This is a genomic window from Lentzea sp. NPDC036955 (assembly GCF_055608005.1).
In genome coordinates this window covers 267,448-292,617 of sequence record NZ_JBVJRC010000003.1, presented here as the reverse complement: position 1 = coordinate 292,617, position 25,170 = coordinate 267,448, and the positions used below count along the sequence as shown (strand labels likewise).

Annotated in this window: 24 protein-coding genes; 8 read left to right on the top strand and 16 right to left on the bottom strand. The window is 70.9% G+C overall.

Annotation, left to right across the window (positions count from 1 at the left end):
- Positions 1-224: 224 nt before the first annotated feature.
- Positions 225-3,809, top strand: coding sequence for a DUF4082 domain-containing protein (locus tag ACZ7CF_RS10545; RefSeq protein ID WP_470369454.1), 3,585 nt, complete (start codon positions 225-227; stop codon positions 3,807-3,809).
- Positions 3,810-3,815: 6 nt separating this feature from the next.
- On the opposite strand, the gene ACZ7CF_RS10540 is transcribed toward ACZ7CF_RS10545, so the two are convergent.
- Together ACZ7CF_RS10540 and ACZ7CF_RS10535 are read right to left on the bottom strand one after the other, a co-directional pair.
- On the bottom strand, positions 3,816-4,496 hold the full coding sequence (locus ACZ7CF_RS10540) for an SDR family NAD(P)-dependent oxidoreductase (protein WP_470369453.1): 681 nt from the start codon (positions 4,494-4,496) through the stop codon (positions 3,816-3,818).
- Positions 4,493-5,242 (bottom strand): inositol monophosphatase family protein, encoded by a 750-nt coding sequence (locus ACZ7CF_RS10535; RefSeq protein ID WP_470369452.1) that lies wholly within the window; start codon positions 5,240-5,242, stop codon positions 4,493-4,495. Before ACZ7CF_RS10535 ends, ACZ7CF_RS10540 begins: the two co-directional genes overlap by 4 nt.
- Positions 5,243-5,358: 116 nt before the next feature.
- Between ACZ7CF_RS10535 and ACZ7CF_RS10530 the strand changes: the two genes are divergently transcribed.
- A complete protein-coding gene (locus ACZ7CF_RS10530; protein ID WP_470369451.1) occupies positions 5,359-6,204 on the top strand; it encodes an SGNH/GDSL hydrolase family protein in 846 nt (281 codons plus the stop codon).
- Here ACZ7CF_RS10530 and ACZ7CF_RS10525 read toward each other — a convergent pair.
- The 6 genes from ACZ7CF_RS10525 to pqqA form a co-directional block, all read right to left on the bottom strand.
- The gene (locus ACZ7CF_RS10525) at positions 6,158-7,306 is read right to left on the bottom strand and encodes a PucR family transcriptional regulator (protein ID WP_470369450.1); all 1,149 of its coding nucleotides are present in this window, start codon (positions 7,304-7,306) and stop codon (positions 6,158-6,160) included. The two genes, ACZ7CF_RS10530 and ACZ7CF_RS10525, sit on opposite strands and share 47 nt — an antisense overlap.
- Before the next feature lie 51 nt (positions 7,307-7,357).
- Positions 7,358-8,236: a pyrroloquinoline quinone biosynthesis protein PqqB gene (pqqB, locus tag ACZ7CF_RS10520; RefSeq protein WP_470369449.1), complete on the bottom strand. Its 879-nt coding sequence runs from the start codon at positions 8,234-8,236 to the stop codon at positions 7,358-7,360.
- Entirely contained in the window at positions 8,233-9,312 is a 1,080-nt protein-coding gene (pqqE, locus tag ACZ7CF_RS10515; RefSeq protein ID WP_470369448.1) for a pyrroloquinoline quinone biosynthesis protein PqqE, read from the bottom strand. Before pqqE ends, pqqB begins: the two co-directional genes overlap by 4 nt.
- The gene (gene pqqD / locus ACZ7CF_RS10510; RefSeq protein ID WP_360385962.1) at positions 9,305-9,574 is read right to left on the bottom strand and encodes a pyrroloquinoline quinone biosynthesis peptide chaperone PqqD; all 270 of its coding nucleotides are present in this window, start codon (positions 9,572-9,574) and stop codon (positions 9,305-9,307) included. Before pqqD ends, pqqE begins: the two co-directional genes overlap by 8 nt.
- Positions 9,568-10,266 (bottom strand): pyrroloquinoline-quinone synthase PqqC, encoded by a 699-nt coding sequence (pqqC, locus tag ACZ7CF_RS10505; protein WP_458429357.1) that lies wholly within the window; start codon positions 10,264-10,266, stop codon positions 9,568-9,570. The genes pqqD and pqqC overlap by 7 nt, the downstream gene beginning before the upstream one ends.
- 171 nt (positions 10,267-10,437) lie before the next feature.
- Complete coding sequence (gene pqqA, locus ACZ7CF_RS10500) at positions 10,438-10,560, bottom strand: pyrroloquinoline quinone precursor peptide PqqA (protein ID WP_360385966.1); 123 nt, start codon at positions 10,558-10,560, stop codon at positions 10,438-10,440.
- Between the two features lie 289 nt (positions 10,561-10,849).
- Between pqqA and ACZ7CF_RS10495 the strand changes: the two genes are divergently transcribed.
- Positions 10,850-11,887, top strand: coding sequence for a PQQ-dependent sugar dehydrogenase (locus ACZ7CF_RS10495; protein ID WP_470369447.1), 1,038 nt, complete (start codon positions 10,850-10,852; stop codon positions 11,885-11,887).
- 116 nt (positions 11,888-12,003) lie between these two features.
- Here ACZ7CF_RS10495 and ACZ7CF_RS10490 read toward each other — a convergent pair whose 3' ends face one another.
- The 3 genes from ACZ7CF_RS10490 to ACZ7CF_RS10480 form a co-directional block, all read right to left on the bottom strand.
- Positions 12,004-13,140, bottom strand: coding sequence for a polysaccharide deacetylase family protein (locus ACZ7CF_RS10490; protein WP_360385970.1), 1,137 nt, complete (start codon positions 13,138-13,140; stop codon positions 12,004-12,006).
- 82 nt (positions 13,141-13,222) lie between these two features.
- Complete coding sequence (locus tag ACZ7CF_RS10485) at positions 13,223-13,924, bottom strand: class F sortase (RefSeq protein ID WP_360385972.1); 702 nt, start codon at positions 13,922-13,924, stop codon at positions 13,223-13,225.
- Positions 13,921-15,285, bottom strand: coding sequence for an MSCRAMM family protein (locus tag ACZ7CF_RS10480; protein WP_458429355.1), 1,365 nt, complete (start codon positions 15,283-15,285; stop codon positions 13,921-13,923). The genes ACZ7CF_RS10485 and ACZ7CF_RS10480 overlap by 4 nt, the downstream gene beginning before the upstream one ends.
- 354 nt (positions 15,286-15,639) lie before the next feature.
- Here ACZ7CF_RS10480 and ACZ7CF_RS10475 point away from each other — a divergent pair, with 354 nt between their 5' ends.
- Together ACZ7CF_RS10475 and ACZ7CF_RS10470 are read left to right on the top strand one after the other, a co-directional pair.
- Complete coding sequence (locus ACZ7CF_RS10475; RefSeq protein ID WP_360385976.1) at positions 15,640-16,443, top strand: Bax inhibitor-1/YccA family protein; 804 nt, start codon at positions 15,640-15,642, stop codon at positions 16,441-16,443.
- Positions 16,444-16,537: 94 nt separating this feature from the next.
- On the top strand, positions 16,538-16,927 hold the full coding sequence (locus ACZ7CF_RS10470; protein WP_470369446.1) for a GNAT family N-acetyltransferase: 390 nt from the start codon (positions 16,538-16,540) through the stop codon (positions 16,925-16,927).
- Here ACZ7CF_RS10470 and ACZ7CF_RS10465 read toward each other — a convergent pair.
- The 3 genes from ACZ7CF_RS10465 to ACZ7CF_RS10455 all read right to left on the bottom strand — a co-directional run bounded on the left by ACZ7CF_RS10465 (position 16,924) and on the right by ACZ7CF_RS10455 (position 19,489).
- Entirely contained in the window at positions 16,924-17,136 is a 213-nt protein-coding gene (locus ACZ7CF_RS10465; protein WP_470369445.1) for a hypothetical protein, read from the bottom strand. The two genes, ACZ7CF_RS10470 and ACZ7CF_RS10465, sit on opposite strands and share 4 nt — an antisense overlap.
- A gap of 167 nt (positions 17,137-17,303) precedes the next feature.
- Entirely contained in the window at positions 17,304-18,524 is a 1,221-nt protein-coding gene (locus ACZ7CF_RS10460) for an acetyl-CoA C-acetyltransferase (RefSeq protein WP_458429354.1), read from the bottom strand.
- A 92-nt stretch (positions 18,525-18,616) separates the two neighbouring features.
- The gene (locus tag ACZ7CF_RS10455; RefSeq protein WP_470369444.1) at positions 18,617-19,489 is read right to left on the bottom strand and encodes an SGNH/GDSL hydrolase family protein; all 873 of its coding nucleotides are present in this window, start codon (positions 19,487-19,489) and stop codon (positions 18,617-18,619) included.
- Positions 19,490-19,604: 115 nt separating this feature from the next.
- Between ACZ7CF_RS10455 and ACZ7CF_RS10450 the strand changes: the two genes are divergently transcribed.
- The 3 genes from ACZ7CF_RS10450 (at position 19,605) to ACZ7CF_RS10440 (ending at position 23,386) form a co-directional block, all read left to right on the top strand.
- Entirely contained in the window at positions 19,605-20,975 is a 1,371-nt protein-coding gene (locus ACZ7CF_RS10450; protein WP_360385986.1) for a cystathionine beta-synthase, read from the top strand.
- An 88-nt stretch (positions 20,976-21,063) separates the two neighbouring features.
- Positions 21,064-22,143: an RDD family protein gene (locus tag ACZ7CF_RS10445; protein WP_360385988.1), complete on the top strand. Its 1,080-nt coding sequence runs from the start codon at positions 21,064-21,066 to the stop codon at positions 22,141-22,143.
- Between the two features lie 97 nt (positions 22,144-22,240).
- Positions 22,241-23,386, top strand: a complete 1,146-nt coding sequence (locus tag ACZ7CF_RS10440) for a cystathionine gamma-synthase (RefSeq protein ID WP_360385990.1) — start codon at positions 22,241-22,243, stop codon at positions 23,384-23,386.
- A gap of 241 nt (positions 23,387-23,627) precedes the next feature.
- Here the strand turns inward: ACZ7CF_RS10440 and ACZ7CF_RS10435 are convergent, their stop codons facing one another.
- Both ACZ7CF_RS10435 and hppD read right to left on the bottom strand, forming a co-directional pair.
- Complete coding sequence (locus ACZ7CF_RS10435) at positions 23,628-23,876, bottom strand: hypothetical protein (RefSeq protein WP_360385992.1); 249 nt, start codon at positions 23,874-23,876, stop codon at positions 23,628-23,630.
- A gap of 54 nt (positions 23,877-23,930) precedes the next feature.
- The gene (gene hppD / locus ACZ7CF_RS10430) at positions 23,931-25,112 is read right to left on the bottom strand and encodes a 4-hydroxyphenylpyruvate dioxygenase (protein WP_458429351.1); all 1,182 of its coding nucleotides are present in this window, start codon (positions 25,110-25,112) and stop codon (positions 23,931-23,933) included.
- Between the last annotated feature and the right edge of the window lie 58 nt (positions 25,113-25,170).

The window sequence follows — 25,170 nt, the reverse complement described above, 5'->3', positions numbered from 1 at the left end:
CCATTGGTCGCCGATCTTCCCGGAGCGCTGAGAGCGCTCCCGCCCTCCTGCCGGGACAGCTGAGAGTTCTCGCAGCTCAGACCCCCTCCGTTACAGGATTTGGCAAACCTTTCATCGTCACCTAATCCATTCGGGTGTCAGTGTGCCCACTGGGCTAACGACGACTACGGAGAGGCATACATCCCGGTCACGAGCATGTCCATAGGGGGACGAAGGGGGCCGGGATGCCGAACCCGATCGTGACCGAGAACCAGTTGCCGGGGAGTCCGAAGTCCGAGTGGGACGGCATCAGCGGGGCCGCTGATCCCACCCTGGCAGGCTTCACCACGAAGCTGAGCGTCAACAGGGGCCAGACGATCGACTTCAAGATCCACTCGAACTCCGCGAACTACCGCATCGACATCTACCGGCTCGGTTACTACGGGGGTGCCGGCGCGCGGAAGGTGCACACGATCCAGCGCACCACCTCGTCGGTGCAGCCGGCCGCGTTCAACGACCTCGGCACCGGGTTGTGGGACGCGTCGAACTGGTCGGTCACCGCCTCGTGGGCCGTGCCCGCGACCATGGTGTCCGGTGTGTTCCTCGCGAAGCTGGTGCGGCAGGACGGGGTCGCGGGGGCGAGTCACATCCCGTTCGTCGTGCGCGGCGACGGGACGCAGCGCGACATCGTCTTCCAGACCTCGGACACCACCTGGCAGGCCTACAACGGGTGGGGTGGCGCGAACCTCTACGGCGGCAACGCGGCCACCGGGACGCCGACGGGGCGGGCGTTCAAGGTGAGCTGCAACCGGCCGTTCAGCACGCGGCTCGCGCAGGGCGGTGTGGACGCCGGGCCGCAGGACTTCGTGCTCAGCGCCGAGTACGCGATGATCAGGTGGTTGGAGCGCAACGGGTACGACGTGGCCTACGTGACCGGCCTGGACGTCGGGCCGGGCAACTACGTCCTCACCAACCACCACGTGTACCTCTCGGTCGGGCACGACGAGTACTGGTCGGGGGCGCAGCGTGCGCGCGTCGAGGCGGCCAGGGACGCGGGGGTGCACCTGTGCTTCTTCAGCGGCAACGAGGTCTACTGGCGGGTCCGCTGGGAGCCCGACGTCACCGGCACGCCGAACCGGACCATGGTCTGCTACAAGGAGACCAGGAACGCCGCCAAGATCGACCCGAGTCCGGAGTGGACGGGCACCTGGCGCGACCCGGCGTTCTCACCGCCCTCGAACGGCGGCGTCGCGGAGAACCGGTTGACGGGCACCAGCTTCTCCGTCGACTCGCACCAGGCCGACCGGATCGAGGTGCCGGAGGCGTACGGGAAGCTGCGGTTCTGGCGCAACACCGGCATGGCCGCGCTGACCGCCGGGCAGGTCGGGTACGTCGAGGACGGCGTGCTCGGCTACGAGTGGGACGAGTCGCCGGACAACCGGTTCCGGCCGCCGACGCTCGTCAAGCTCTCCCGCACCGACCGGTTCATCGGCGCCAAGTACCTCCTCGACTACGGCACCACGACCGGTGACGGCGACGCCACCCACCACCTCACGCTCTACCGGGCGCCCAGTGGTGCCCTGGTCTTCGGCGCCGGCACGGTGTTCTGGTCGTTCGCACTCGACGCGGTGCACGACTACACCAGCACCGACCCGTCCATGCCCGTGGTGTCCGAGGACCGCGACGCGCAGCAGGCGACCGTGAACCTGTTCGCGGACATGGGTGTGCAGCCGGAGACGTTGCAGGGCAACCTGACGCCCGCCACGGCCTCGACGGACACCACGCCGCCGGTCACGGTGATCACGACGCCCGCGAACGGTGCGACGTTCACACAGCAGGCGCAGGTGATCATCAGCGGCACGGCGAGCGACGTCGGCGGCCGCGTCGCGACCGTCGAGGTGTCCACCGACAACGGCCAGTCCTGGCGGGCGGCCACGGGTACGACGAGCTGGTCGTTCTCCTGGTGGCCGCACCTGCCGGGCACGTACGCGGTCAAGGTGCGGGCCGTCGACGACAGCCTCAACGTCGAGAACGGGCCCACGCGCACGGTGACGGTGACGCCCGCGGCCTCGGTGCGGCTCTTCCAGCCCACCGACGTGCCGTACGGGCTGCACGCGCCCGACGAGAACCCGCTGGAGCACGGCATGCGGTTCTCCGTCAACACGCCCGGTTCCGCCACCGCGCTGCGGTTCTACAAGAACCCGTACAACACCGGTGCGCACACCGCCCGGCTCTACAACGCGGCCGGCACCAAGCTCGCCGAGGTGGGCTCCACCGGCGAGACCGCGAGCGGCTGGCAGCAGGTGAACATCGCCCCGGTCGCGCTGACGCCCGGCGAGACCTACACCGTCAGCGTGCACTCGGCGAAGTTCGAGAACTCCGACCACAACTTCTTCCACGTCCCGCGCACGTGCGGTGCGATCACCGCGCCCGCCGACGCCGGCGTGTTCCGCTACGGCGCGGGCGGCACCATGCCCACCGAGACGTTCCTGAAGTCCAACTACTGGGTCGACGTGGTGTTCGCGCGGGCGGGCGGTGCCGGCAACCTGGCGCCCGTCGCGGTCGGCAACAGCGGTTTCACCACGCCGGTGGGCACCGCGCTCACGATCCCCGCGGCGACGTTGCTGGCCAACGACTCCGACCCCAACGGCTACCCGATCTCGATGGTGTCGGCGGGTTCTGCCACCAACGGCACGGTGAGCTTCGACGCGGGCGCCCAGACCGTCACGTTCACGCCCACCGCCGGTTTCTCCGGGCCCGCGAGCTTCCAGTACACGATCACCAACGGGTTCCTGCAGTCCTCGGCGACGGTGAGCCTGAACGTCGGTGTCGCGATGACCACGCAGTCGCTGTTCACCGGCGCCGACGTGCCCGCCATCCCGAACTCCACCGACAACGGCCCGGTCGAGCTCGGTGTGAAGTTCCAGTGCACGGTGGCGGGGGCGAGCGCGACCGGTGTGAAGTTCTACAAGGGCACGCTGAACACCGGGCCGCACACCGGCCGGTTGTGGAGCGCCACCACCGGCGTGCTGCTCGCGACCGCCACGTTCAGCGGTGAGACGGCGAGCGGCTGGCAGAGCGCGACCTTCCCGTCACCGGTGTTGTTGACGCAGAACCAGTTCTACGTCGTCTCGTACCACACGACGACGAAGTACTCGGTGACCGAGAACGGGTTCACCTCGGCGCGGACGGCGGGGCAGCTCGTCGCACCGTCGAGTGCGAGCGCGGGCGGCAACGGCGTCTTCACCTACGGCCCGGCGGGCAGCTTCCCCTCGTCGTCGTTCGCGGCCAGCAACTACTTCGTCGACGTCATCGCCGCGGTCCCGGTGCAGCCGCCGGCACCGGTCTCGTTGTTCAGCGGCTCCGACGTGCCCGCGATCGTGAACTCCGGCGACGTCGGCCCGCTGGAGCTGGGCGTCAAGTTCCGCACGTCCTCGGCGAACGCCACGGCGACGGGCATCAAGTTCTACAAGGGTTCCCTGAACACGGGCACGCACGTCGCGCACCTGTGGAACGCCGCCACGCAGCAGCTGCTCGCCACGGCGACGTTCACCGGCGAGTCGGCGAGCGGCTGGCAGACGGTGACCTTCGCGAACCCGGTGCCGTTGACGGCCAACACCACCTACATCGCCGCGTACCACACGACGACGCGCTACTCGGTGACGAACGGCTACTTCGCCAACGCCAGGGTGGTCGGCTCGCTGACGGCGCCGTCGAGTGCGAGCGCGGGCGGCAACGGGGTGTTCGTCTACGGCCCGGCCGGGTCGTTCCCCGCGTCCAGCTTCGACTCGACGAACTACTGGGTGGACGTGGTCGTGCAGGCCGGCTGAGCAGGGCTACCAGGTGGGGCGTGCGGTCACCCCGCCGTCGACGACCAGGTCGTGGCCGGTGATCCACGCCGCCAGGTCGGAGGCGAGGAACACGCACGCGTTCCCCACGTCCTCGGGCGTGCCGAGGCGGTGCAACGGGGCGGCGTCGTGCCAGCGCGCGACGCCCTCCGGCCACTGCTCCTCGATGCCGGGGCGGCTGATCAGGCCGGGGGACACGGTGTTCACCCGCAGCCGCGGCCCGTACTCCTGGGCCGCGGCCCGCGCGTGCACGACCAGCGCGGCCTTGGAGGCGCTGTAGTGGGCGTGGCCCGCGGCCGGGTGGGTGCCCTCGATCGACGCGATGTGCGTGATCGACCCGCCCTGCGGCAGGACCTCTGCGGCCGCCTGGGTGACGGCGAACGGCCCGGTCAGGTTGATGTCCACAACGGACTGCCAGGACTCGGTGCTCATGCCCGGCAACGGTTCCACGGGCTGCACACCGGCGTTGTTCACCACCGCGTCGAGCCTGCCGTGCAGTGCGAAGGCCTCCTCGACCACGCGCCGCGCCGCGAACCGCAGGTCGCCGTCGACACGGCCGCGGTGCGGCACGACGACGGCGCCGGCCGCGGTGAACCGGCGCGCGATGCCGGCCCCGATCGTGCCGCCCGCGCCGGTGACCAGGACGACCCGGCCGCTGAGGTCGATCACGAGACGATGCCCTCCAACCGGTCGCGCAACCAGTCAACGATCTCACCACGGCCGGCCACGAAGCCCGCCGCCCCCAGCGCGTCGCCGCCGACGTGGTGGAACACGCCGCCGGCCGCCCGCACCAGCACCGCGCCGGCCGCCACGTCCCACGGGTGGATGCCCAGGTTCGCCGCCGCGTCCGCCCGCCCGGCCGCGACCCAGGCCAGCGACAGCGCCGTCACGTACACCCGCCGCACGTCCGCGACGGCGAGCAGGTCGGCCAGCAGCTCCACCTCGCCGCTGTAGGGGCTGCCGGGCAACGGGACGTCGGTCAGCACCACCGGCCGCGGGCTCGGTCCCGGCGGGATCACCAGCCCGGCCGACCGCACCGCGAACGGCACGCCCTCGGCCGCGGTGAACAGCTCGTCGCGGAACGGGTCCAGCACGCACCCCGCCACCAGTCGCCCGTCCACCGCCGCCGCCACCGACAGGCACGCGAGGGGCAGCCCGCGGACGAAGTTGCGGGTGCCGTCGATCGGGTCGACGTACCAGGTGATCCGCGCCTGCTCCGCGCCCAGCTCCTCGCCGACGACGGCGGAACCGGGCACGTCGAGCGCACGCCGCAGGAACGCCTCGACCGCCAGGTCGGCACTGCTGACCTGGTCGAACGCGCCCTTCGCGGCAACGTCCACCGGCAGCTCGCGCAGCAGCTTCGCGGCGTCCACGCAGGCCTGCGCGGCGAGGTCGAGGAGTTCGCCAGGAGTCACGCCCCCATTGTGATCGGTCACAAACCCGACCGGCCGACTCTGGGCAACGTCCCACCCGCGCACGTGACCGGAACCACCACGATGAGCTGACCTGACGACGACGTTGGAGGTTCGGGATGCGGATCGTGGCCGGGTTGGCTCTGGTGGCGGGTTTGGTCGCCGGAACAACCACCGCCCAGGCGGACACCGTGGAGTACGTGGCACTGGGCGACTCGGCGGCGGCCGGTCCGCTGGTCCCGGCCCAGGACCCGGCGCTGTGGTGCCTGCGGTCGGCCCGCGACTACCCGCGGGTGGCGGCGGAGCTGCTCGGCGCGCGGCTGACCGACGTCACCTGCTCCGGTGCGAAGACCGACGACTTCACGGGCCGCCAGTTCGGGTTCGTGGCACCGCAGTTCGCCGCGCTGAAGCCGTCCACCGACCTGGTGTCGCTGACGGTCGGCGCCAACGACGTCGGCCTGTTCCAGACGGCGTTGAGCTGCATCAACTTGCTGCCCCAGCCGATCGGGGTCTCCTGCAAGGACCGCTACACCTCCGGTGGGACGGACCGGCTGGCCGCGGCCGTGGACGCGTGGGGGCCGGAGCTCGGCGCCGCGCTCGACGAGGTCAAGCGCCGGTCACCGCGGGCGAAGGTGCTGGTCACCGGCTACGGCACGTACATCAGGCCGGGCGGCTGCTACCCGGTGCAGCCGGTGTGGAGCCGCGACGCCGACTACCTCCAGGGCGTGCTCAACCGGGTCAGCGCCACCGCGCGGGCCGAGGCCCAGAAGCGCGGCGCGACGTACGTGGACTTCGCCGCCGTGACCGTGGGCCACGACATCTGCGCCGCACCCGCAGACCGCTACCTGGAGGGGCTGGTGCCCACGACCGCCGCCGCGCCGCTGCACCCCAACGTCGCCGGCATGGCCGCGTTCGGCGCTACGGTCGCGCGCGCCGCGCGGCCAGGGCAGCCGCCAGCAGCGTGACGTGCTCGATCCGCGTCGGGTCGAGGCCGGTGAGCTCCGCGACCCTGCGCAGCCGGTAGTCCACGGTGTTCGGGTGGACGTGCAGCTCGGTGGCGGCCGGCCGGCGCGACCCGCGGCGCAGGTAGACCTCCAGCGTCTGCACGAGCTCGTCGGACAACGGCGCCACGACCGCGGCCAGCGGTTCCAGCGCCGCGCTCGGCCGGGACAGCTGGTACTCCAGCAGCACGTCGGCCAGCCGGTACAGGCCGGGACCCGAGCGCACGGCGACGGCGAGCACCTCGCGGGCGAGCCCGGCAGCGGCCGCGACCCCGGACGGCGGGGCCGCGACCGCCGCCACCGTCAACGGCACCCCGGCGGCCCGTGCCGCGTCCGCCACGACCCGGTCGGCCCGGTCGTCCTCACCCGGCAGCAGCACGATCCCGCCGTCGGGGGTGAGCGCCGACAGGACCGGTTCGCGGCTGTGCCGTTCCAGCTCGGTGCGCAGCCGCCGCAGCTTGCGCCGCCCGGCCACGGCCGCGTCCACCCCGTCGGTCAGCTCGTCCGGGTGCGGCGGCACGTGCAGCGCCAGCACCACCACGGGCCCGTCCGCGACTCGCGTGCCGTCGAGCAGCCCGGTCAGCTGCGTGTGCCGCGCCGACCGCTCGTCGTCGAACATCGTCTGCCGCTCGTCGAGGTACCCGGCGCTCACCACCGGCGTCACGAGCTGCAGGTACCGCATGGCCAGCGCGTTGAGCGCCAGCACCTCGCCGACCTCCTCCGGCCGCGCCTCGGGCACCAGCACGTCCCACACCACCTGGATGCCCACGTGGTACGCCGTGAGCACGACGTCGACCGGCACGCCCTCCTCCGCACGCCGGGCCGCCGACTCGCGCAGGAACCGCAGCTCGTCGGCCGTCGGCAGCTCCCGGCTGCGCAGCACCCGCGCGAACGCCCGCAGCGTCCCCTCGATCACGCGGGCGATGTCACCGGAGAGCTCCTCGGCGGGCAGCTGCCGGTAGCCGGGCACCCGGTCGGTGATCTCCGCGAGCACGAGCCGCACGAACGACGGCAGCTCCGCGACGATCCGCTCGGACAGCGGACGACCACCGATCACGAAGGACATCCGCCCATTCTGGCCCGTTCGGGGCTCGGGGCACCTCAGAGTCCGGGCACCTCAGAGTTCGAGCACCGTGCCGTCCGGCGGGAGCTCCACACCCGCCGCGCGCACCTGTGCCGCCTCCGGCGAGTCCGGGTCCAGCACCGGGTTGGTGTTGTTGAGGTGCGTGTAGATCCGCCGCACGGCCGGGAACCGCCGCAACCGCGGCAGGCTCGCCGTGATCGGCAGGTGGCCCATCGCGGCCTGCCCGGACCCGCTGCCCGTCGCCGTGCCCATCTCGGAGGCCGCGTGGAACGTGCCGTCGAGCACCAGGCAGTCCGCCCCGGCCACCACGTCGTCGAACCCGTCCGGCCAGTGCGCGAGGCACGGCGCGTAGACCAGCACACCACCGGTGACCGGATCGGCGAACCGGTAGGCGACCACCCAGTCGCCCTCCGCGGTGGACGACCGCGCGTACTTCGGGCGCTTGCCGCTGATCGGGACCGCCGTCACCCGCAGGCCGTCGAGCTCGACCTCGGCGGTGGTGACCTCGCGCCAGTCCACGGGTGCGTACCCGTCGACCACCGAGCGCAGGTCGAACCGGTCGCGCAACGCGTGCAGCACCGGGCCCGGCGCCCACACCGCCAGGCCCGTGCCGCCGCGCAACGTCAGCAGGCCGAGCGCGTGGTCGAGCTCCGCGTCGGTGAGCAGGGCGCCGCGCACCGGGGTCTCGCGCGGGCCGGGACCGGGGTTCAGCAGCGCGCAGGCGGCGAGTTGCGTGCGGATGTCCGGCGAGGCGTTGACCAGCCACCAGCGCGTGCCGTCGGCGCTGACCGCCAGGCAGTCCTGCGACCGGGTGGGCAGCTCACCGGACCGGGCGCGGACGCACAGCGCGCAGGCGCAGTTCCACTGCGGGAACCCGCCGCCGGCCGCGGTGCCGAGCAGGACCGCCTTCACGGCATCCTCCGCATGGCCACGGCCGGTTCGACCGCCGGTGCCACCTCGGTCGCCAGAATCAGGTCCACAGTGGACCGATGCGGCGACAGCGAGCACACCGGGTCGGTGGCGGCGGCGTCACCGGTGAGCTGGAACGCCTGGCACCGGCAGCCGCCGAAGTCGACCTCCTTGCGCGGGCACGACCGGCACGGGTCCCGCATCCAGTCGAAGCCGCGGAAGGCGGCGAACGACGGCGAGTCGTGCCAGATGTCGTGCAACGACGAGTCGCGCACGTTCTCGACCGGCAGCGTCGGGATCACGGTGGCGGCGGGGCAGGGGAGCACCGAGCCGTCGGGCGCCACGGTCAGCTGCCGCGCACCCCACCCGTACATGCACGGCTTCGGGTGCGCCTCGTGGTAGTCGGCGATGACGTAGACGATCTCCATCACCCCGCGCAGCCGTTCCTGCGCCGCGGCGACGACCGGGCCGGCCGCCGCCAGCTGGTCGCGCGTGGGCAGCAACGCCGCCCGGTTGCGCAGCGCCCAGCCGTAGTACTGGGTGTTGGCGAGCTCCAGCCGTTCCGCGCCCAGCCGCTCGGCCAGCGCGATGATCCCGGCGACGTTGTCGAGGTTCTGCCGGTGCAGCACGGTGTTCACGGTCAGCGGCAGGCCTTCGGCGCGGATGAGGGCCGCTGCCTCGACCTTCCGGTCGAACGCCTTGATGCCCGCGATCCGGTCGTTGCCTGCCTTGGTCGCGTCCTGCAAGGAGAGCTGCACGTGGTCGACGCCGCGCCCGGCCAGGTCGTGCAGCCGGTCGCGGGACAGGCCCACACCGGACGTGACGAGGTTGACGTAGCAGCCGAGGCTGTTCGCGTGCGCCACCAGCTCCGGGAGGTCCGGTCGCAGCAGCGGTTCCCCGCCGGACAGGTGGACCTGCAACACGCCCAGCGAGCGGGCTTGGTCGAAGACGCGCAGCCAGTCCTCGGTGGGCAGCTCGGCGCCCCTGCGCACCAGCTCCACCGGGTTCGAGCAGTACCCGCACTGCAGCGGGCAGCGGTGCGTGAGCTCGGCGAGCAGGCCGAACGGTGCCTCAGCCATCGACGTCGACCACCCTCCGGTCCACCAGCCGCGCCACCAGCTCCGCCACGTCCGCGGGCTCGACGCCGGCGTACTCGTCGCCCAGCGCCAGCGCGATGTCCCCCACCGACCGGACGCCGTCGCACAGCGCCACGACGGAGGCGGCGGTCTCGTTGAGCACCAGCACGCCCTCGGGGAACAGCACGACGTGCGCGGAGCGGATCTGGTCGTAGCCGCGCTTCACCCCGCGCCGGATGCGCGGCACGGCGCCGAGCGCTAGCACGGCCTGCCCCTGCCCGAGTAGTAGTCGACGGCGTCCAGCACGGCCCGCAGCACGTCGCACTTGAACGCCAGCGCCGCCACGGCCGCCAGCTGCTGTTCGCGGGTGCGGGCGTGCTCGACCACGACGTCCACAGTGGCCTGTCCCTCGCCGGCGACCGCCCGGATGCGGTCGGTGAAGTAGGCGAACCCCTCCTCGGCGATCCACGGGTACCGCTCCCGCAACGCCGCGAGTCGCTTGCGCATCAACGCACCCGAGAACATCTCGGTCAGCCCGGAGGCGACCCCCTCGACCCACGGCCTGGTGCGCGCGAAGTTCACGTAGGCGTCGACGGCGAACCGGACGCCGGGCAGCACGTGCCGTTCGTCGAGCACCTCGTCCCTGGTCAGCCCGACCGCCTCGGCGAGCAGCAGCCAGTTCTCGGCGCCGCCCTCACCGGGTCCCGTGCCGTCGTGCCACACGATCCGCTCGCGCCACTGGCGGCGGACCTCCGGCACCGGGCAGTTTGACAGGATCGCGGCGTCCTTCTGCGCGATGCAGCGCTGGTAGTACCAGCGGTTCGCGGCCCACGCCTGCAGCTCGTGCTTGCTCAGGCCGCCCTCGTGCATGCGCAGGTGGAACGGGTGGCTGTCCCAGTACCGCGGGGCCAGCGCGCGGAGCTCCGCAACGAACTCCTGGGCGGACACGGCTTTCATCAGCGTGCACTCCTCAGCGGTTCAGCCAGAAGTCGTACCCGTCGCGTTCGCTCCCCTGGCTTCGACGACGATTCGATCATGTGTTGGTGGTACTTGCAGATGCCGTTGCCGGCAGGGGAGGTGCGGGAGACCGGGGCCCCCGCCGCCGCGGGGGTCCCGGTGCGGGCCGCGTCAGCTGCGGGCCGCGTAGGCGGTGACCTCCATGGGCGTGTCGAAGTCGCGGAAGTCGGGCTTCACCCACTCGCGCTTGACCTCGGGAAGCTTGTGCTCGGTAGCGGTAGCGGCAACGTTCATGCGCGACTCCTCGGGTCTACGGCGTGCCCGGGAAGGGCACGCGCGGCTCTTCCGTGGGACGCGGCGGCGACTTTCACCGTAGGACGTCCCGCGTGGATCGCGCTAGACCGTTCACAAGGTTCCCAAAGATCATCGGAGCGGAACCGCCTTTCAGGCCTGAGAAGACGGACGGTTGTATCGAAACATCCGATGAGCGTTGTGGGTTTGTGCGAGCTGTGATTGGGTAAACACGCCCTGCAACACCTCCGCCGCAGCCTGAAACCACGAGCGGACCCGAAGGAGAGCACACATGCGTGCTCGTCGTATCGCGGCAGCGGCAGCCTGCACGGCCGTCGCCGCCTCCCTCTGCGTGATCCCGGCCTCCGCGCAGGACGGACCCTCCGCGCAGGCCGAGCGGACCCTCGCCAGCGGGTTGGACATCCCCTGGGACATCGAGTTCCTGCCCGACGGCAGCGGCATCTTCACGGAACGGGACACGTTCAAGATCAAGAAGCTCAGCGGCACGACCGTGACCGAGCTCGACACCGTGGAAGCGGCCCAGAGCACGGGCGGTGAGGGCGGACTGCTCGGCCTCGCGGTGTCGAAGACGTTCGCGACCGACAACTCGGTCTTCATCTACTACTCGACGGCGACCGACAACCGGATCGCCAAGCTCGTGCTGGGCGGCACGCCGCAGCCGATCGTCACCGGCATCCCGAAGAACCGCTACCACAACGGCGGCGGCCTGGAGTTCGGTCCGGACGGCTACCTGTGGGCGACCACCGGCGACGCCCAGAACACGGCCAACGCGCAGAACTGGAACTCGCTGGGCGGCAAGATGCTGCGCTTCGACACCGCGGGCAGGCCGGCGAGCGGCAACCCGCGCGCGAACAGCGTCGTGTACACGATCGGCCACCGCAACCCCCAGGGCATCACCTGGGTCGGCACCACCGCGTACGCCACCGAGTTCGGCAACAACACGACCGACGAGATCAACCGCATCGAGGCCGGGAAGAACTACGGCTGGCCGACGTGCGAGGGCAACTGCAACGTCGCCGGCATGACGAACCCGGCCGTCACGTGGTCCAACCGGCTGGCGGGCCCGACCGGCATCGCCCTGCACAAGAACGCGCTCTACGTCGGCGCCGTCACCGGCCGCCGGATCTGGAAGGTCCCGGTCAACGGCACCACGCTCGGCACGCCGCAGGCGTTGTTCACCGGCGCCTACGGCCGGGTGCGCTCGATCGCTCCCGCACCGGACGGCACCCTGTGGTTCGGCACGTCCAACCAGGACGCCAACGGCCAGCCCGGTTCGACCGACGACCGCATCGTCTCCACCGACGCCTGACCCACCCGTTCGCGCACCGCTGCTTCGGCACGCGGGGACCTTTCGTGCGCTTCTGGGGTACGAAAGGTCCCCGCGTGCCGTCGGCGGACACGAGTGGGTGACGTCGGGAGGTGGGGTCAGTTGCGGGCGGCGGGCATCCGGCGGAGCTGGTCGAGGACCGCCGGGTCCTGCAGCTGCATCCACTGGATGACCTCGGTGTAGGTGGCGCACACCGTCTCCGGCTTGCCGCACACCTCGCCGAGGAACTGCTCCATCGCCGTGGAGAACGCCGACCCGTTCCACTCGTTGAAGTGGTTGCCGATCACCAGCGGCGCGCGGTTGCCGTTCAGCGCCGCCCGGTACACCGACCGGTACGTGTCGACGACGATCTGCGTGAACTCCGGGGCACGCGCCGGTTCCTCCTTGGCGCCGTTGAGCGCGTACCAGAGGTTGAAGTCCATCATCACGACCTGCCGGCCCAGCGCGGGGACGCGCACCTCGGGCATCGGGAACTCGTACAGTCCCCTTTGGACGGACGGCCACTGGACGCCGAGCGCGACCTGGCTGGTGTCGTAGACCAGGCCGTGGGCGGCCATCGCAGGGAAGGCCTCGTCCCAGTTGCCCTCCAGGCACGGCGTCCGTCCACCCCGGACCGCGTCGGCGGGCAACCGGAAGCCCTCGGACCGCGCCTTGTCGACGATCAGGCGGAACTGCGCCAGCTCCGCGTTCCAGGCGGCGTTGTCCCACTTGTCCACCGAGGGCTGGCTGCCACCGGAGCAGAAGTGGCCGTTGTAGTGCGTGCCGATCTCGTGGCCGTCGGCGATCACCTGGTTCAGGTAGCCGATCCTGGCCTCGATGTCCTGCCTGCTGCCGCCGAAGTCGATGTCCGACCGGCCCCGCTTGAGACCCGCGGGCGGCTGGTACAGCGTCCGGTCCTGGTCGGCCAGCATGTACACGCCGGACAGCAGGCCGGTGACGTGCGCGCCCGTCTGCCTGGCGACCGGGAGCACCTTGTCCCAGTGCTGCTTGGACACCGCGCCGTCGAAGGAGAAGAGCACGAACTGCGGCGGCTTCTCACCCTGCGCCAGCTTGTGCATCCACGGTTGCTTCGCGAGCTGTTCCGGCGTGGGGCCGGGCACGCGCGGCGCGGGCCCGGACTCCTTCGGAGTCGGAAGGCGGGGCGCCATCGGCAGCGGGCCGTTCTCCGCCTGCTGGTCCGGGTCGTCGTGCGGACTCAGCGTCATCACCAGCACGAGTGCCAGTGCCAGAGCCACGCCCGTGGTCAACCATCCCCAGCGCTTCACACAGTAGGAGACGATCGGTCACCCGAACGGGTTGCGCCGGGGAGGCGATTGGTCACCTGACGGGGTCGGCGATCACCACTCGGTTCGCCTCGTAGCCCTGCTGCCCACCGATCCAGGTACCCCCGCACGTGACCAGCACCAGCCGGTGCGGGCCGCGCGGCCCGAAGAGCTCCAGCGCGCGGGCCGGCAGCTCCTCCTTGCGGACCGTCTCGATCTGCCGGATCTTGAACCGGAACTCCTCGCCCGCGCTGTCGGCGACGACGACCTCACGGCCGTTCTGCGCCTGCCACAGCTCGGCGAACGGTCCCTTCGCGCCCTTCCAGTCGACGTGCCCGGCCAGCACGGTCGCGCCCTCGGCGCCCGCCAGCTCGGTGCCCCACCAGGTCGCCTCGCCGATGCCGTCGGGCACCGGCAGCACGCCGTCCTTGACCTCGCGCCGCACCAGAGTGGCCGAGCCACCGGCGGGCAGCCGCACCGAACCGGGACCGGCCTTGGGCGGCGCGGGCTGTTGCTGCTGCGGTGGTGCGGGCTCGACCGGTTTGGCGTTGCCGGTGTTCGCGCCGCCGATCAACCCGGTGAGGTCGGCGCCCCTGCCGGTGCTCATGCTGTCGCCGACAGGACCGGGCCCGACCACGGGGATCTCGTCCGCGACCGGCCGTCCCGCGAGGACGTCGGTCTCGGACGAGGTGACCAGCACGCTGGTGGCGGCGACGCCCACCACCAGCACGCCGGTCAGGAAAGCCCGGGAACTCACTGCCTGCGCCACACCAGCAAGCCTGCCAGTGCCCCGCCGAGCAGCACCAGGCCACCCACCGAGAGCAGCAGACCGGGGCGCAGCTGCGAGTCGAACGACGCGGTCGCGACCGGCGTGCTGCCCTCCGTGCCCGCCGGGATCGTGCTGGGCACGACCGGGGTGTTCGGCTTGTTCACCAGCTCCAGCGCGAGCGTCGAGCCGGGGCCGACGGACCCGCACGCGGCCGGTGGTGCCTTCGCGTCGAAGAACTCCTCGTACCCCTTCGGCGCGGCCACCTCGACGAGGCAGATCTCCTGCGGCGTGCGCAGGTCCGGCACCTCGACCGTGCCGTCGGCGCCGGTCTGCAGCACCAGCGGCTTGCCGTCCGTGCCGACCAGCGGGCTGTCGTCCTGCTTGAGCGCGGGGCTCGTCTGGTCCTTGGCGGTGACGCGCAGCGCGACGCCCGCGATGGCCTTCTTGGTCTCCGAGTCGATCTTCGTGATCTTCACGGCGCCCGGAGCGGTCTTGGCCTGGGCGTTGGCGGCGGCGGTCAGCTTCTTCTCGCCGCCGGTGGTGACGATCCGCTGCATGTTCTCGGTCTGGATCGGCTGGTGCACGACCGGCTTGTCCGCGGGGGAGTCGGCGGTGACCGCGATCGCCGGCTTCGGGCCGGTGGGGACGACTTTGAGCGCGACCGGGCTGCCGTTCGCGTCGGTGGTGACCTTGCCCTCCGCGCTGCCGTCGACGAGCGTGGCGTCGGTCAGCGCGAAGCTGATCGGCGCGCCGGAGACGCCCTTGTCGTTCTGCTTGAGCAGCGACACGGTCCACGTCGACTCGGTGCCGATGACGAGCGGTTCCTGCGGCGCGGTCGCGGCGAGCTTCCACGGGCCGCGGTTGGCCTCGGCGTCGGCCCGCATCCGCGCGACGGCCTCCAGCACGGGCGCGGGCAGCCGGGCGGCGTACCACTCGGCGTTGTAGGCGAGGTAGCGCGGGTCCTTCGTGTCGAAGTTCACCGCACCGTCCGGCGCCGCGGTCCAGCTGTGCAGCAGGTGCGCGAGCGCCGCCGCCTCCTCCGCCGACTTGGTCGTGGAGTAGCGCAGCAGGAGGTAGGAGATGTTCGCGGCCACGTCGGGCGCGAGCTTCTTGCCCGCCTTCGTCAGCAGCTCGTCACCGGGCTGGTAGCCCACCGCGCTGTCGGGAGCGGGCAGGGCGTACTGCACGCACCACACGTGCTTGTCCTGCCACACGTACGACCCGTGCCACTCCGAACCCGTGGTGGCGTTGGGCTGGACCTCTGTCGCGTTGTAGCCGATGCCCTTGACGCCGACCGCTGTCGCCGTCGCGGGGGCGGTCAGGAGCGCGAGCCCCGAGACCGCAGCCACTGCGGCAAGACGTTTCCAGCCCATGGTGAATCGTGGTCCCCTCTGACCTGTACATATCCCGCGTGCGAGCTTGTCGGTAGCCCACTTCGGGGACAAGCCGCCACGAGGGGGAACTAGGGCGCTGCGCAGGGTGTGATCGTGAATGTTATGTGATCGGCGTTACGTGCGCGGGGCCGGACACGCCGCGACACGCCGTGGTCAGGTCACGCTCCGGAGTCTTCGCGCGAGTTCGCACACTATTAGCGCACGTGTGATCGCTTGTGCGAGTAAAGTCGGCTTTACCGACGGGGAACCTGGCACCCAGCGTGCTCGTTGTACCCGTGACGGCGTAAAGCAACGCCCCAGGAGGACCAGGTGCGCTCCAGCAGCAACCCGGCTTTCCGTAACCTGCCGACCGGCGGCGGGTACGGAGGCTATGCAGGCTTCGGACAGCCCGAAGCCGGCTACCAGCAGGCCCCGCCGCCGCTGACCAGCGAGCGGCCGATGACGATCGACGACGTCGTCACCAAGACCGGCATCACGCTGGCCGTGGTGGCGGTCACCGCCGTCATCACCTACCTGATGCAGGCTTGGGTACTGCTGTTCCCGGCCGCGATCATCGGACTCGTGCTCGCGCTGATCATCTCGTTCAAGCGCGTCCCGAGCCCGCCCCTCGTCATCGCCTACGCCGCCGTCGAGGGTGTCTTCCTCGGCGCGTTCAGCGGGATCATCGGGCGGCTGATCGACGGCTGGACCGGCAACCCCGGCCAGGGTGTCGTGGTGATCGGCCAGGCGATCATCGGCACGATCGGCGTCTTCGCCGGCATGCTGGTCGTCTACAAGACCGGCGCGATCCGCGTCACGCCGAAGTTCACGAAGTGGATCACCGGCGCGATCATCGGCGTCGCCGTCCTGATGCTCTTCAACCTGATCATGAGCTTCTTCACGACCGGCGGCCTCGGCCTCCGCTCCGGCGGCACGCTCGCGATCATCTTCAGCCTCGTCTGCATCGGCCTCGCGGCGTTCAGCTTCCTGATCGACTTCGACGCCGCGGACCAGGCGATCCGGGCCGGCGTGCCGGCCAAGTTCGCGTGGCAGATCGCGTTCGGTCTCACGGTCACCCTGGTGTGGCTCTACACCGAGATCCTGCGCCTGCTCTCGTACTTCAACTCGGACTGACGTCCGGGTATCCGATCGGAGGGCGTTCCGCTGCGGCGGGGCGCCCTTCTGCATTTGTAGGCTGGGTCGCGTGGAAAACGGGTACCGCCTGGAGATGAGTCCGCCGACCGTCGACGACTACCTGCGCCTGCGCGAGGAATCCGGCCTGAGCGCGCGCAGTCGTGAGGAAGCCGAGAACGGCATCAACGGCGCGTGGGCCACTGTTCGCGCGATTCACGCGGAATCAGGCGAAACCGTGGGCATGGGTCGCGTGCTGAGCGACGGTGGCTGGTACTTCCACATCATCGACATGGCGGTGTTGCCGCGCCACCAGCGCAAAGGCATCGGTGACGCGATCATGACCGCATTGCTGGACCGCATCGGCGACCACTCGCCCGACGCGTACGTCAGCTTGCTCGCCGACCCGCCCGGCCGTCGTCTCTACGAACGGCACGGCTTCACCGAGAGCGCCCCGGCGTCGGTCGGCATGCGGCTCGTGCGCTAGACCCGCCAGCGCACGTCCGGCAGCTCGGTGCCGATTTTGATCAGGCAGTCCGTGCAGAAGGCCCCCACCTGCGAACGCGACACCCGTTCATCGGGCACCGAGTGCTCGCACACCGCCTCGTAGAAACTGCGGCGGGAACCACGGGCCTGGTCGAGCGAGAACGCGTGGCATTGCAGGTCGTATTCGCTTTGCCACCACACATAGGGCATGTCCCAACCTCCTGACTCGTCGGTAGGGACGGACTTCCCCTCGCCCGATGACGCCATTGCTGGACGATTCAGGTCATCGGCAGAACGGTGGTGGGCAAGTAGCTCCGTTCGGGTGAAACGGAGCTACTTGCAAGTGGCAAATTGCAGATCTTGGAATCGGTCCAGGATCAGCTGAGGCGTTCCAGCACCATCGCCATGCCCTGGCCACCGCCCACGCACATCGTCTCCAGACCGAACTGCTTGTCGTGGAACTGGAGCGAGTTGATCAGGGTCGTGGTGATCCGCGCGCCGGTCATGCCGAACGGGTGGCCGACGGCGATGGCGCCACCGTTCACGTTCAGCCGGTCCAGGTCGATCCCGAGGTCCTGGTAGGACGGGATGACCTGGGCCGCGAACGCCTCGTTGATCTCCACGAGGTCGATGTCGGAGATCGACAGGCCCGCCAGCGCCAGCGCGCGCTTCGAGGCCTCGACCGGCCCGAGGCCCATGATCTCCGGCGACAGGCCGGAGACGCCGGTGGAGACGATCCGCGCCAGCGGCGTGATGCCGAGCTCGCGGGCCTTGGTGTCGGACATGACCACGAGGGCGGCCGCGCCGTCGTTGAGCGGGCAGCAGTTGCCGGCGTTGATCCGGCCGTCCGGGCGGAACACGGGCTTGAGCTGCGACACGGCCTCGTAGGTGACGCCGGCGCGCGGGCCGTCGTCGGTGGAGACGACAGTGCCGTCGGGCAGCGTCACCGGGGTGATCTCGCGGGCCCAGAAGCCGTCGGCGATCGCCTTCTCGGCGAGGTTCTGCGAACGGACGCCGAACTCGTCCATCTCCTTGCGGGAGACGCCCTTCAGCAGCGCCAGGTTCTCCGCGGTCTGGCCCATCGGGACGTAGACGTCCGGCAGGGCACCGGACACCCGCGGGTCGTCCCACGTCGAGGCGCCGGAGGCGGCGACGGAGGCCGTGCGGGCCTCGGCGTCGGCGAAGAGCGGGTTGTGGGTGTCCGGCCACGAGTCGGAGCTGCCCTTGGCGAAGCGCGACACCGTCTCGACGCCCGCGGAGATGAACACGTCGCCCTCGCCCGCCTTGATGGCGTGCAGGGCCATGCGCGTGGTCTGCAGCGACGAGGCGCAGTAGCGGGTGACCGTCGTGCCGGGCAGGGTGTCGTGGCCCAGCAGCACGGACACGACGCGCGCCATGTTGAAGCCCTGCTCGCCGCCGGGCAGGCCGCAGCCGAGCATCAGGTCGTCGATCTGCGCCGGGTCGAGCTGCGGCACCTTGTCCAGCGCCGCCTTCACCATCCGCGCGGCGAGGTCGTCGGGCCGCACGTCCTTCAGCGAGCCCTTGCCCGCGCGGCCGATGGGGGAGCGGGCGGCGGAGACGATCACGGCCTCAGGCATCGGGGAGCTCCTCGTTGGGGGTCAAGGTCGCAGCCGAGCCTAGTTAACGCCCGCTCACCCCGGCCAGCGCACGTGACGAGGATTTCCGGAACTCACGCGTGCCGCCGGTGCAGCCACGCGGGCCACCGCGACGCGCCCACCGCCAGCGCCGCCGCCGAGCGCAACGGCACCGGCGCCGCCGCCCACTCCGGCAGGAACCCCGCCACCCGGCACAACGGCGCCAGCAGCACACCGGCCGCCGCCTCGTAGCCGGCGGCGCTGGGGTGGAAGCGGTCGGAGCTGAACATGTCGGCGTGCCGCGCGGTGAACTCCGGTGCCAGCAGGTTCCCCAGCGGTACCGCGACACCGCCGGCCCGCCGCACCTGCGCCGTCTGCGCCGCCGCCAGCCGCAGGCTGTACCGCCGCCCGATCGCCCGCAGCGGCTGCGGGATCGGCCGCACGATCCCGAGGTCGGGGCAGGTGCCGACCACGACACCGCACCCGGCGGCGCGCAGCCGGCGGACCTGCTCGCCCAGCAACGCCGCCGAGTCGCGCACCGGCGTCCGCGTCGTCACGTCGTTCGCGCCGATGATGACCAGCGCCGCCTGCGGTTCGCCCGGCAGCGCCGCGTCGACCTGCGGCACCAGGTCGCGGGTCGTCGAGCCGCTGATCGCGTACGTCGACAGCCGCACCGGCCGGGCCGCCTCCTCGGCCAGCGCCCCGGCCAGCAACACGCCCGGCATCTGCGAGGGGTGCGTCACACCGACGCCGACCGCCATCGAGTCGCCGAGCACCGCCAGCCGCAGCGGGTCCCGGCCGTCGTCGCGGTACACGCCGTCGGGCGCGGGCCACAGGTGTTCCAGCACGCCGATGGCCACGCGGGCCCGTCTGCCCTGCTCGTTCAGCAGCCCGACGAGCGCCCCGGACAGCCCGCCGAGCGTCGCGGCGGTCATGGTGGCCGCGCGCAGGTGTCCCGTGCCGAGCATCCGCACCACCCCCTCTCCTCTGGAATCGTCGGCATCACCGTTCGAATCAACCTCCGCTGCCACTAGAGCTACGCTTCGTGCGCTATCTCGGAGAGTGGGAGTGGGGAGTACAGCGGTGGAGTACGTCGAGCACGTCGTCGACCTGGTGGGCAACACGCCGCTGGTCAAGCTCAACTCCCTGACCTCGGGCATCAAGGCGACCGTCCTGGCCAAGGTCGAGTACCTGAACCCGGGCGGCAGCGTGAAGGACCGCATCGCGCTGCGCATGGTGGAGGCGGCCGAGAAGTCCGGCGAGCTGCAGCCCGGCGGCACGATCGTGGAGCCCACCTCGGGCAACACCGGTGTCGGCCTCGCGCTGGTCGCCCAGCGCAAGGGCTACAAGTGCGTGTTCGTGTGCCCCGACAAGGTCAGCGAGGACAAGCGCAACGTCCTCAAGGCCTACGGCGCCGAGGTCGTGGTGTGCCCGACCGCCGTCGCGCCCGAGCACCCGGACTCGTACTACAACGTCTCCGACCGGCTGGTCCGCGAGATCCCCGGCGCGTGGAAGCCCAACCAGTACGCGAACCCGGAGAACCCGGCGAGCCACTACCACCAGACCGGCCCCGAGGTGTGGCGCCAGACGGCGGGCAAGATCACGCACTTCGTCGCGGGCGTCGGCACCGGCGGCACGATCTCCGGCACCGGCCGTTACCTCAAGGAGGTCTCGGACGGCGCGGTGAAGATCATCGGCGCGGACCCGGAGGGCTCGGTCTACTCCGGCGGCACCGGCCGGCCGTACCTCGTCGAGGGTGTCGGCGAGGACTTCTGGCCGGAGACCTACGACAAGACCGTCTGCGACCAGATCGTCGAGGTCTCCGACGCGGACTCGTTCGACGTCACCCGGCGCCTGGCCCGCGAGGAGGGCCTGCTCGTCGGCGGCTCCTGCGGCATGGCCGCCGCCGCGGCGCTGCGCATCGCGCGGGACCTGCCCGAGGACGCCGTCGTGGTCGTGCTGCTGCCCGACGGCGGCCGCGGCTACCTGTCGAAGGTCTTCAACGACCGCTGGATGGCCTCCTACGGCTTCCTGCCGCCCGACTCGACCGGCGCGACCGTCGGCGACGTGCTGCGCCGCAAGGGCGGCCAGCTGCCCGACCTGGTGCATGCGCACCCGAACGAGACCGTCGGCGACGCGGTGGCGATCCTGCGCGAGTTCGGCGTCTCGCAGATGCCCGTCGTGAACGCCGAACCGCCGGTCATGGCGGCCGAGGTCGCCGGCGCGGTCAACGAGCGCGACCTGCTCGACGCGCTGTTCACCGGCAAGGCCCAGCTGGCCGACCGCCTCGACAAGCACATGGGCGCACCGCTGCCCACGCTGGGCGCCGGTGAGCCGGTGAGTGTGGCCATGAACGCCATGACCCACGCCGACGGCGCGCTGGTGCTGGAGGACGGGAAGCCCGCCGGTGTCGTGACGAGGCAGGACATTCTCGGTTTCTTGGCTGGTCGCTGAACGTAGAAGGCCGTACGTCCGATAGCGTGACGCCCCAGATCAACCAGACTCATACACACACGGCCCAGCCAAGGGGGTTGGAAACCGGATGAACGCTCCGCAGCCGCCAGGAAATCCGTTCGGCGGTCAGCCGCAGCACGAGCAGCCAAACGCGGACGCCACGCAGGTCGTCCCAGGAGGTGGGCAGCCGCAGGCGTCCCACAACCCGGACGCCACGCAGGTCGTCTCGCCTGGTCAGACGCCTGCCGCGCCGCAGCAGAACGCGGACGCCACCCAGGTCGTCAGCCCGGGGCAGGTGCCCCCGGCCGGCGCTCCCGGCTCCGGCGGTTTCCCGGCACAGGGTCCCGGCTCCGGCGGGTTCCCCGCCCAGCAGCCGCCCCCGTACGGTGCTCCGCAGCCGCCCGCCTACGGCGCTCCGCAGTCGAACCCGTACGGGCAGCCCGTGCAGTCCAACCCGTACGGCCAGCCCGCGCAGTCGAGCCCGTACGGCCAGCCGCAGCAGCACCAGCAGCAGCCCTACGGCGCTCCGCAGAGCTCGCCGTACGGTCAGCCGCAGCAGCAGCCCTACGGCCAGCCCTCCTACGGCGGCGCTCCCGGCTTCCCGCCGCCGCCTCCCACCGGTTACGCCGAGTGGGGTTCGCGGTTCGTGGGCTACCTGATCGACGTCGCGGCGCCGGTCGTCGTGGTGTGGCTCGTCGCGTTCGTGCTGGGCCTCGTCGGCGCGGGCATCGGCCCCGACGCCGCGTGGATCTTCGCGATCATCGGCATCGTGCTCTACCTGGCGCTGTTCGGGTTCTACATCTGGAACCTGATCATCAGGCAGGGCGCGACCGGTCAGACGATCGGCAAGAAGATCGCCAAGATCAAGCTCGTCTCCGAGGAGACGCTGCAGCCGCTCGGCGCCGGCACCACCTTCGTGCGCCAGCTGTGCCACGTCGTCGACTCGCTGCCGTGCAACGCGGGCTTCCTGGCCCCGTTGTGGGAGCCGAAGAACCAGACCTGGGCCGACAAGATCATGAAGACCATCGTGATCAACGCCCCGGAGACGGCCTCGCCGTACGGCGGTGGCACCGGCGGCTTCCAGCAGCCGGGCACCGGCGGCTACCCGCAGCAGGGTGGCTACGGCCAGCCGCCGCAGCAGGGCTACGGCCAGCAGCAGGGTTGGTAAGACCTCACCAGCAACAGCCCCCGGTCCCTGTGACCGGGGGCTGTTCTGTTCCGCACTCCTGCCGGTCGGCGGCCGGACGGGTGAGTACCCTGCGGACATGAGCACCCCATACGGCTTCGCGACCAGGGCGATCCACGCCGGTCAGGACCCGGACCCGACCACGGGTGCGGTGAACGTGCCCATCTACGCGACGTCGACGTACGCCCAGGACGGCGTCGGTGGGCTGCGCCAGGGCTTCGAGTACTCGCGCACCGGCAACCCGACCCGCCGCGCACTGGAGACCGCCCTCGCCTCCCTGGAACGCGGCCGCTTCGGCCGTGCGTTCTCGTCGGGCATGGGTGCCACCGACACGGCCCTGCGCGCGTTCCTCAAGCCCGGCGACCACATCGTCATCCCGAACGACGCCTACGGCGGCACGTTCCGCTTGATCGACAAGGTCTTCTCGCAGTGGGGCGTCACCCACTCGCCGGCCCCGGTCTCCGACGTCGACGCGATCCGCGCCGCCATCACGCCGGCCACGAAGCTCGTGTGGATCGAGACGCCGACCAACCCGCTGCTGAACATCGGCGACATCGCCGCGATCGCCGAGGTCGCCCACTCCGCGGGCGCCAAGCTGGTGGTGGACAACACCTTCGCGTCCCCGGCCCTGCAGACCCCGCTGGAGCTCGGCGCCGACGTGGTGCTGCACTCCACCACCAAGTACGTCGGCGGCCACTCCGACGTCGTCGGCGGCGCCCTCGTCACCTCCGACGAGGAGACCGACGCGGCGTTCGGCTTCCTGCAGAACGGCGCGGGCGCGGTCCCCGGCCCGTTCGACGCCTACCTGACCCTGCGCGGCCTCAAGACGCTCGAGCTGCGCATGGAGAAGCACTCCGACAACGCCGAGCTGGTCGCCGAGGCCCTCACCCGCCACCCGCGCGTGAAGAAGGTCATCTACCCCGGCCTGGAGTCGCACCCCGGCCACGCGGTGGCGGCCAAGCAGATGCGCCGCTTCGGCGGCATGATCTCGTTCCTCGTCGAGGGCGGCGAGGAGGCGGCGCTCGCGGTCTGCGCGCGCACCAAGCTCTTCACTTTGGCCGAGTCGCTCGGCGGCGTCGAGTCGCTGATCGAGCACCCCGGCAAGATGACGCACGCCTCGACCGCGGGCTCGATGCTGGAGGTCCCGGCCGACCTGGTCCGCGTCTCGGTGGGCATCGAGTCGGGCGACGACCTGGTCTCCGACCTGCTGGCCGCCCTCGGCTAACCCCCACCCTCCGCTGCCCCACCGCACGCGGGGCCCTTTCGTGCGCTCCTGGTGCACGAAAGCTCCCCGCGTGCACTTCCAGGAGCACAAAAGTTCCCCGCGTACACCAGGAGTACGAAAGCTCCCCGCGTGCGCTCCTGGTGCACGAAAGGGGCCCGCGTGCACTTCAAGCAAGGGGAGAGGGCGTCTGCAAGTACGGCCAACGTGGAGTTGGTGGTACTTGCAGACGCCCTCAGCGCTACTACGGCTTCTTCGAGCCGCCGAACCTGTCCACGTTGTCCGCGGTGTCGGCTGTGGGCGCCGCCGGTAGGTCGGCGCCGTTGACGCAGCCGCCGACGAACTCGATCGACTCGCCGGTGCGGACGAAGCGGCCGGCCTCGTCGCAACCCGCGTGGGCCACGGTCAGGAACGCCGCGCCGGTCAGCGCCGCAGCCGTGGTCACGGCTCCGACCAGCGGAATCACCGCGGCCACGCGTCGTACGAGTGCCATGCCACCTCCCCACGATGTGAGTCCCCCGTAAGGCAGCCTACCGGGGAACGCGCATCAGAGGTTGCCGCGGCGCTCCTGTTCCCGCTCGATGGCCTCGAACAACGCCTTGAAGTTGCCCTTGCCGAAGCCCAGCGAGCCGTGCCGTTCGATCAGCTCGTAGAACACGGTGGGGCGGTCGCCGATCGGCTTGGTGAAGATCTGCAGCAGGTAGCCGTCCTCGTCGCGGTCGACCAGGATGCGGTGCTCCTTGAGGACCTCGATCGGCACGCGGACCTCGCCGATGCGGGCGCGCAGCTCGGGGTCGTCGTAGTAGGAGTCCGGGGTCTCCAGGAACTCCACGCCCGCCTCGCGCATGGCGGTGACGGTCTTGATGATGTCGTTGGTGGCCAGCGCGATGTGCTGGACGCCCGCGCCCTCGTAGAACTCGAGGTACTCGTCGATCTGCGACTTCTTCTTCGCGACCGCCGGCTCGTTCAGCGGGAACTTGACGCGGTGGTTGCCGTTGGAGACGACCTTGGACATCAGCGCCGAGTAGTCGGTGGCGATGTCGTCGCCGATGAACTCCGCCATGTTCACGAAGCCCATGACGCGGTTGTACCACTCGACCCAGTAGTCCATCTTGCCGAGCTCGACGTTGCCGACGCAGTGGTCGACGGCCTGGAACAGGCGCTTCGGCGCACCCTCCGGCCGCTTCACGGTCGACGTCTTGGCCACGTAACCGGGCAGGTAGGGGCCGGTGTACTTCGAGCGGTCCACCAGGGTGTGACGGGTCTCGCCGTAGGTGGCGATGGCCGCGAGGCGGACGGTGCCGTGCTCGTCGGAGACGTCGTGCGGCTCCTCCAGGACGGTCGCGCCCTGGGCGCGGGCGTGCTCGATGCACTGGTCGACGTCGCCGACCTCCAGCGCCAGGTCGACGACGCCGTCGCCGTGCTTGCGGTGGTGGTCGAGCAGCGGGGAACCGGGCTGCACGCCGCCGTGGATCACGAAGCGGGCCGAACCCGACTTCAGCACGAACGACTTGTGCGTGCGCTGGCCGGTCTCGGGGCCCGCGTAGGCCACGAGCTCCATGCCGAACGCCACCTGGTACAGCCACGCGGTCTGCGTGGCGTTGCCCGCGACGAACACCACGGCGTCCATGGCGCGCACGGGGAAGGGGTCCTTGGTCGCGTCGTAGTCGACCAACCCCACGAGCTGCCGGAGCTGGTCGTAGCTCACGTCGTCAAGCTGCTGCGTCATGCTCATCAGCATGAGATGACCCGACAGGGTGAGCAACAGTCTTCAATTTCGCTGCGCA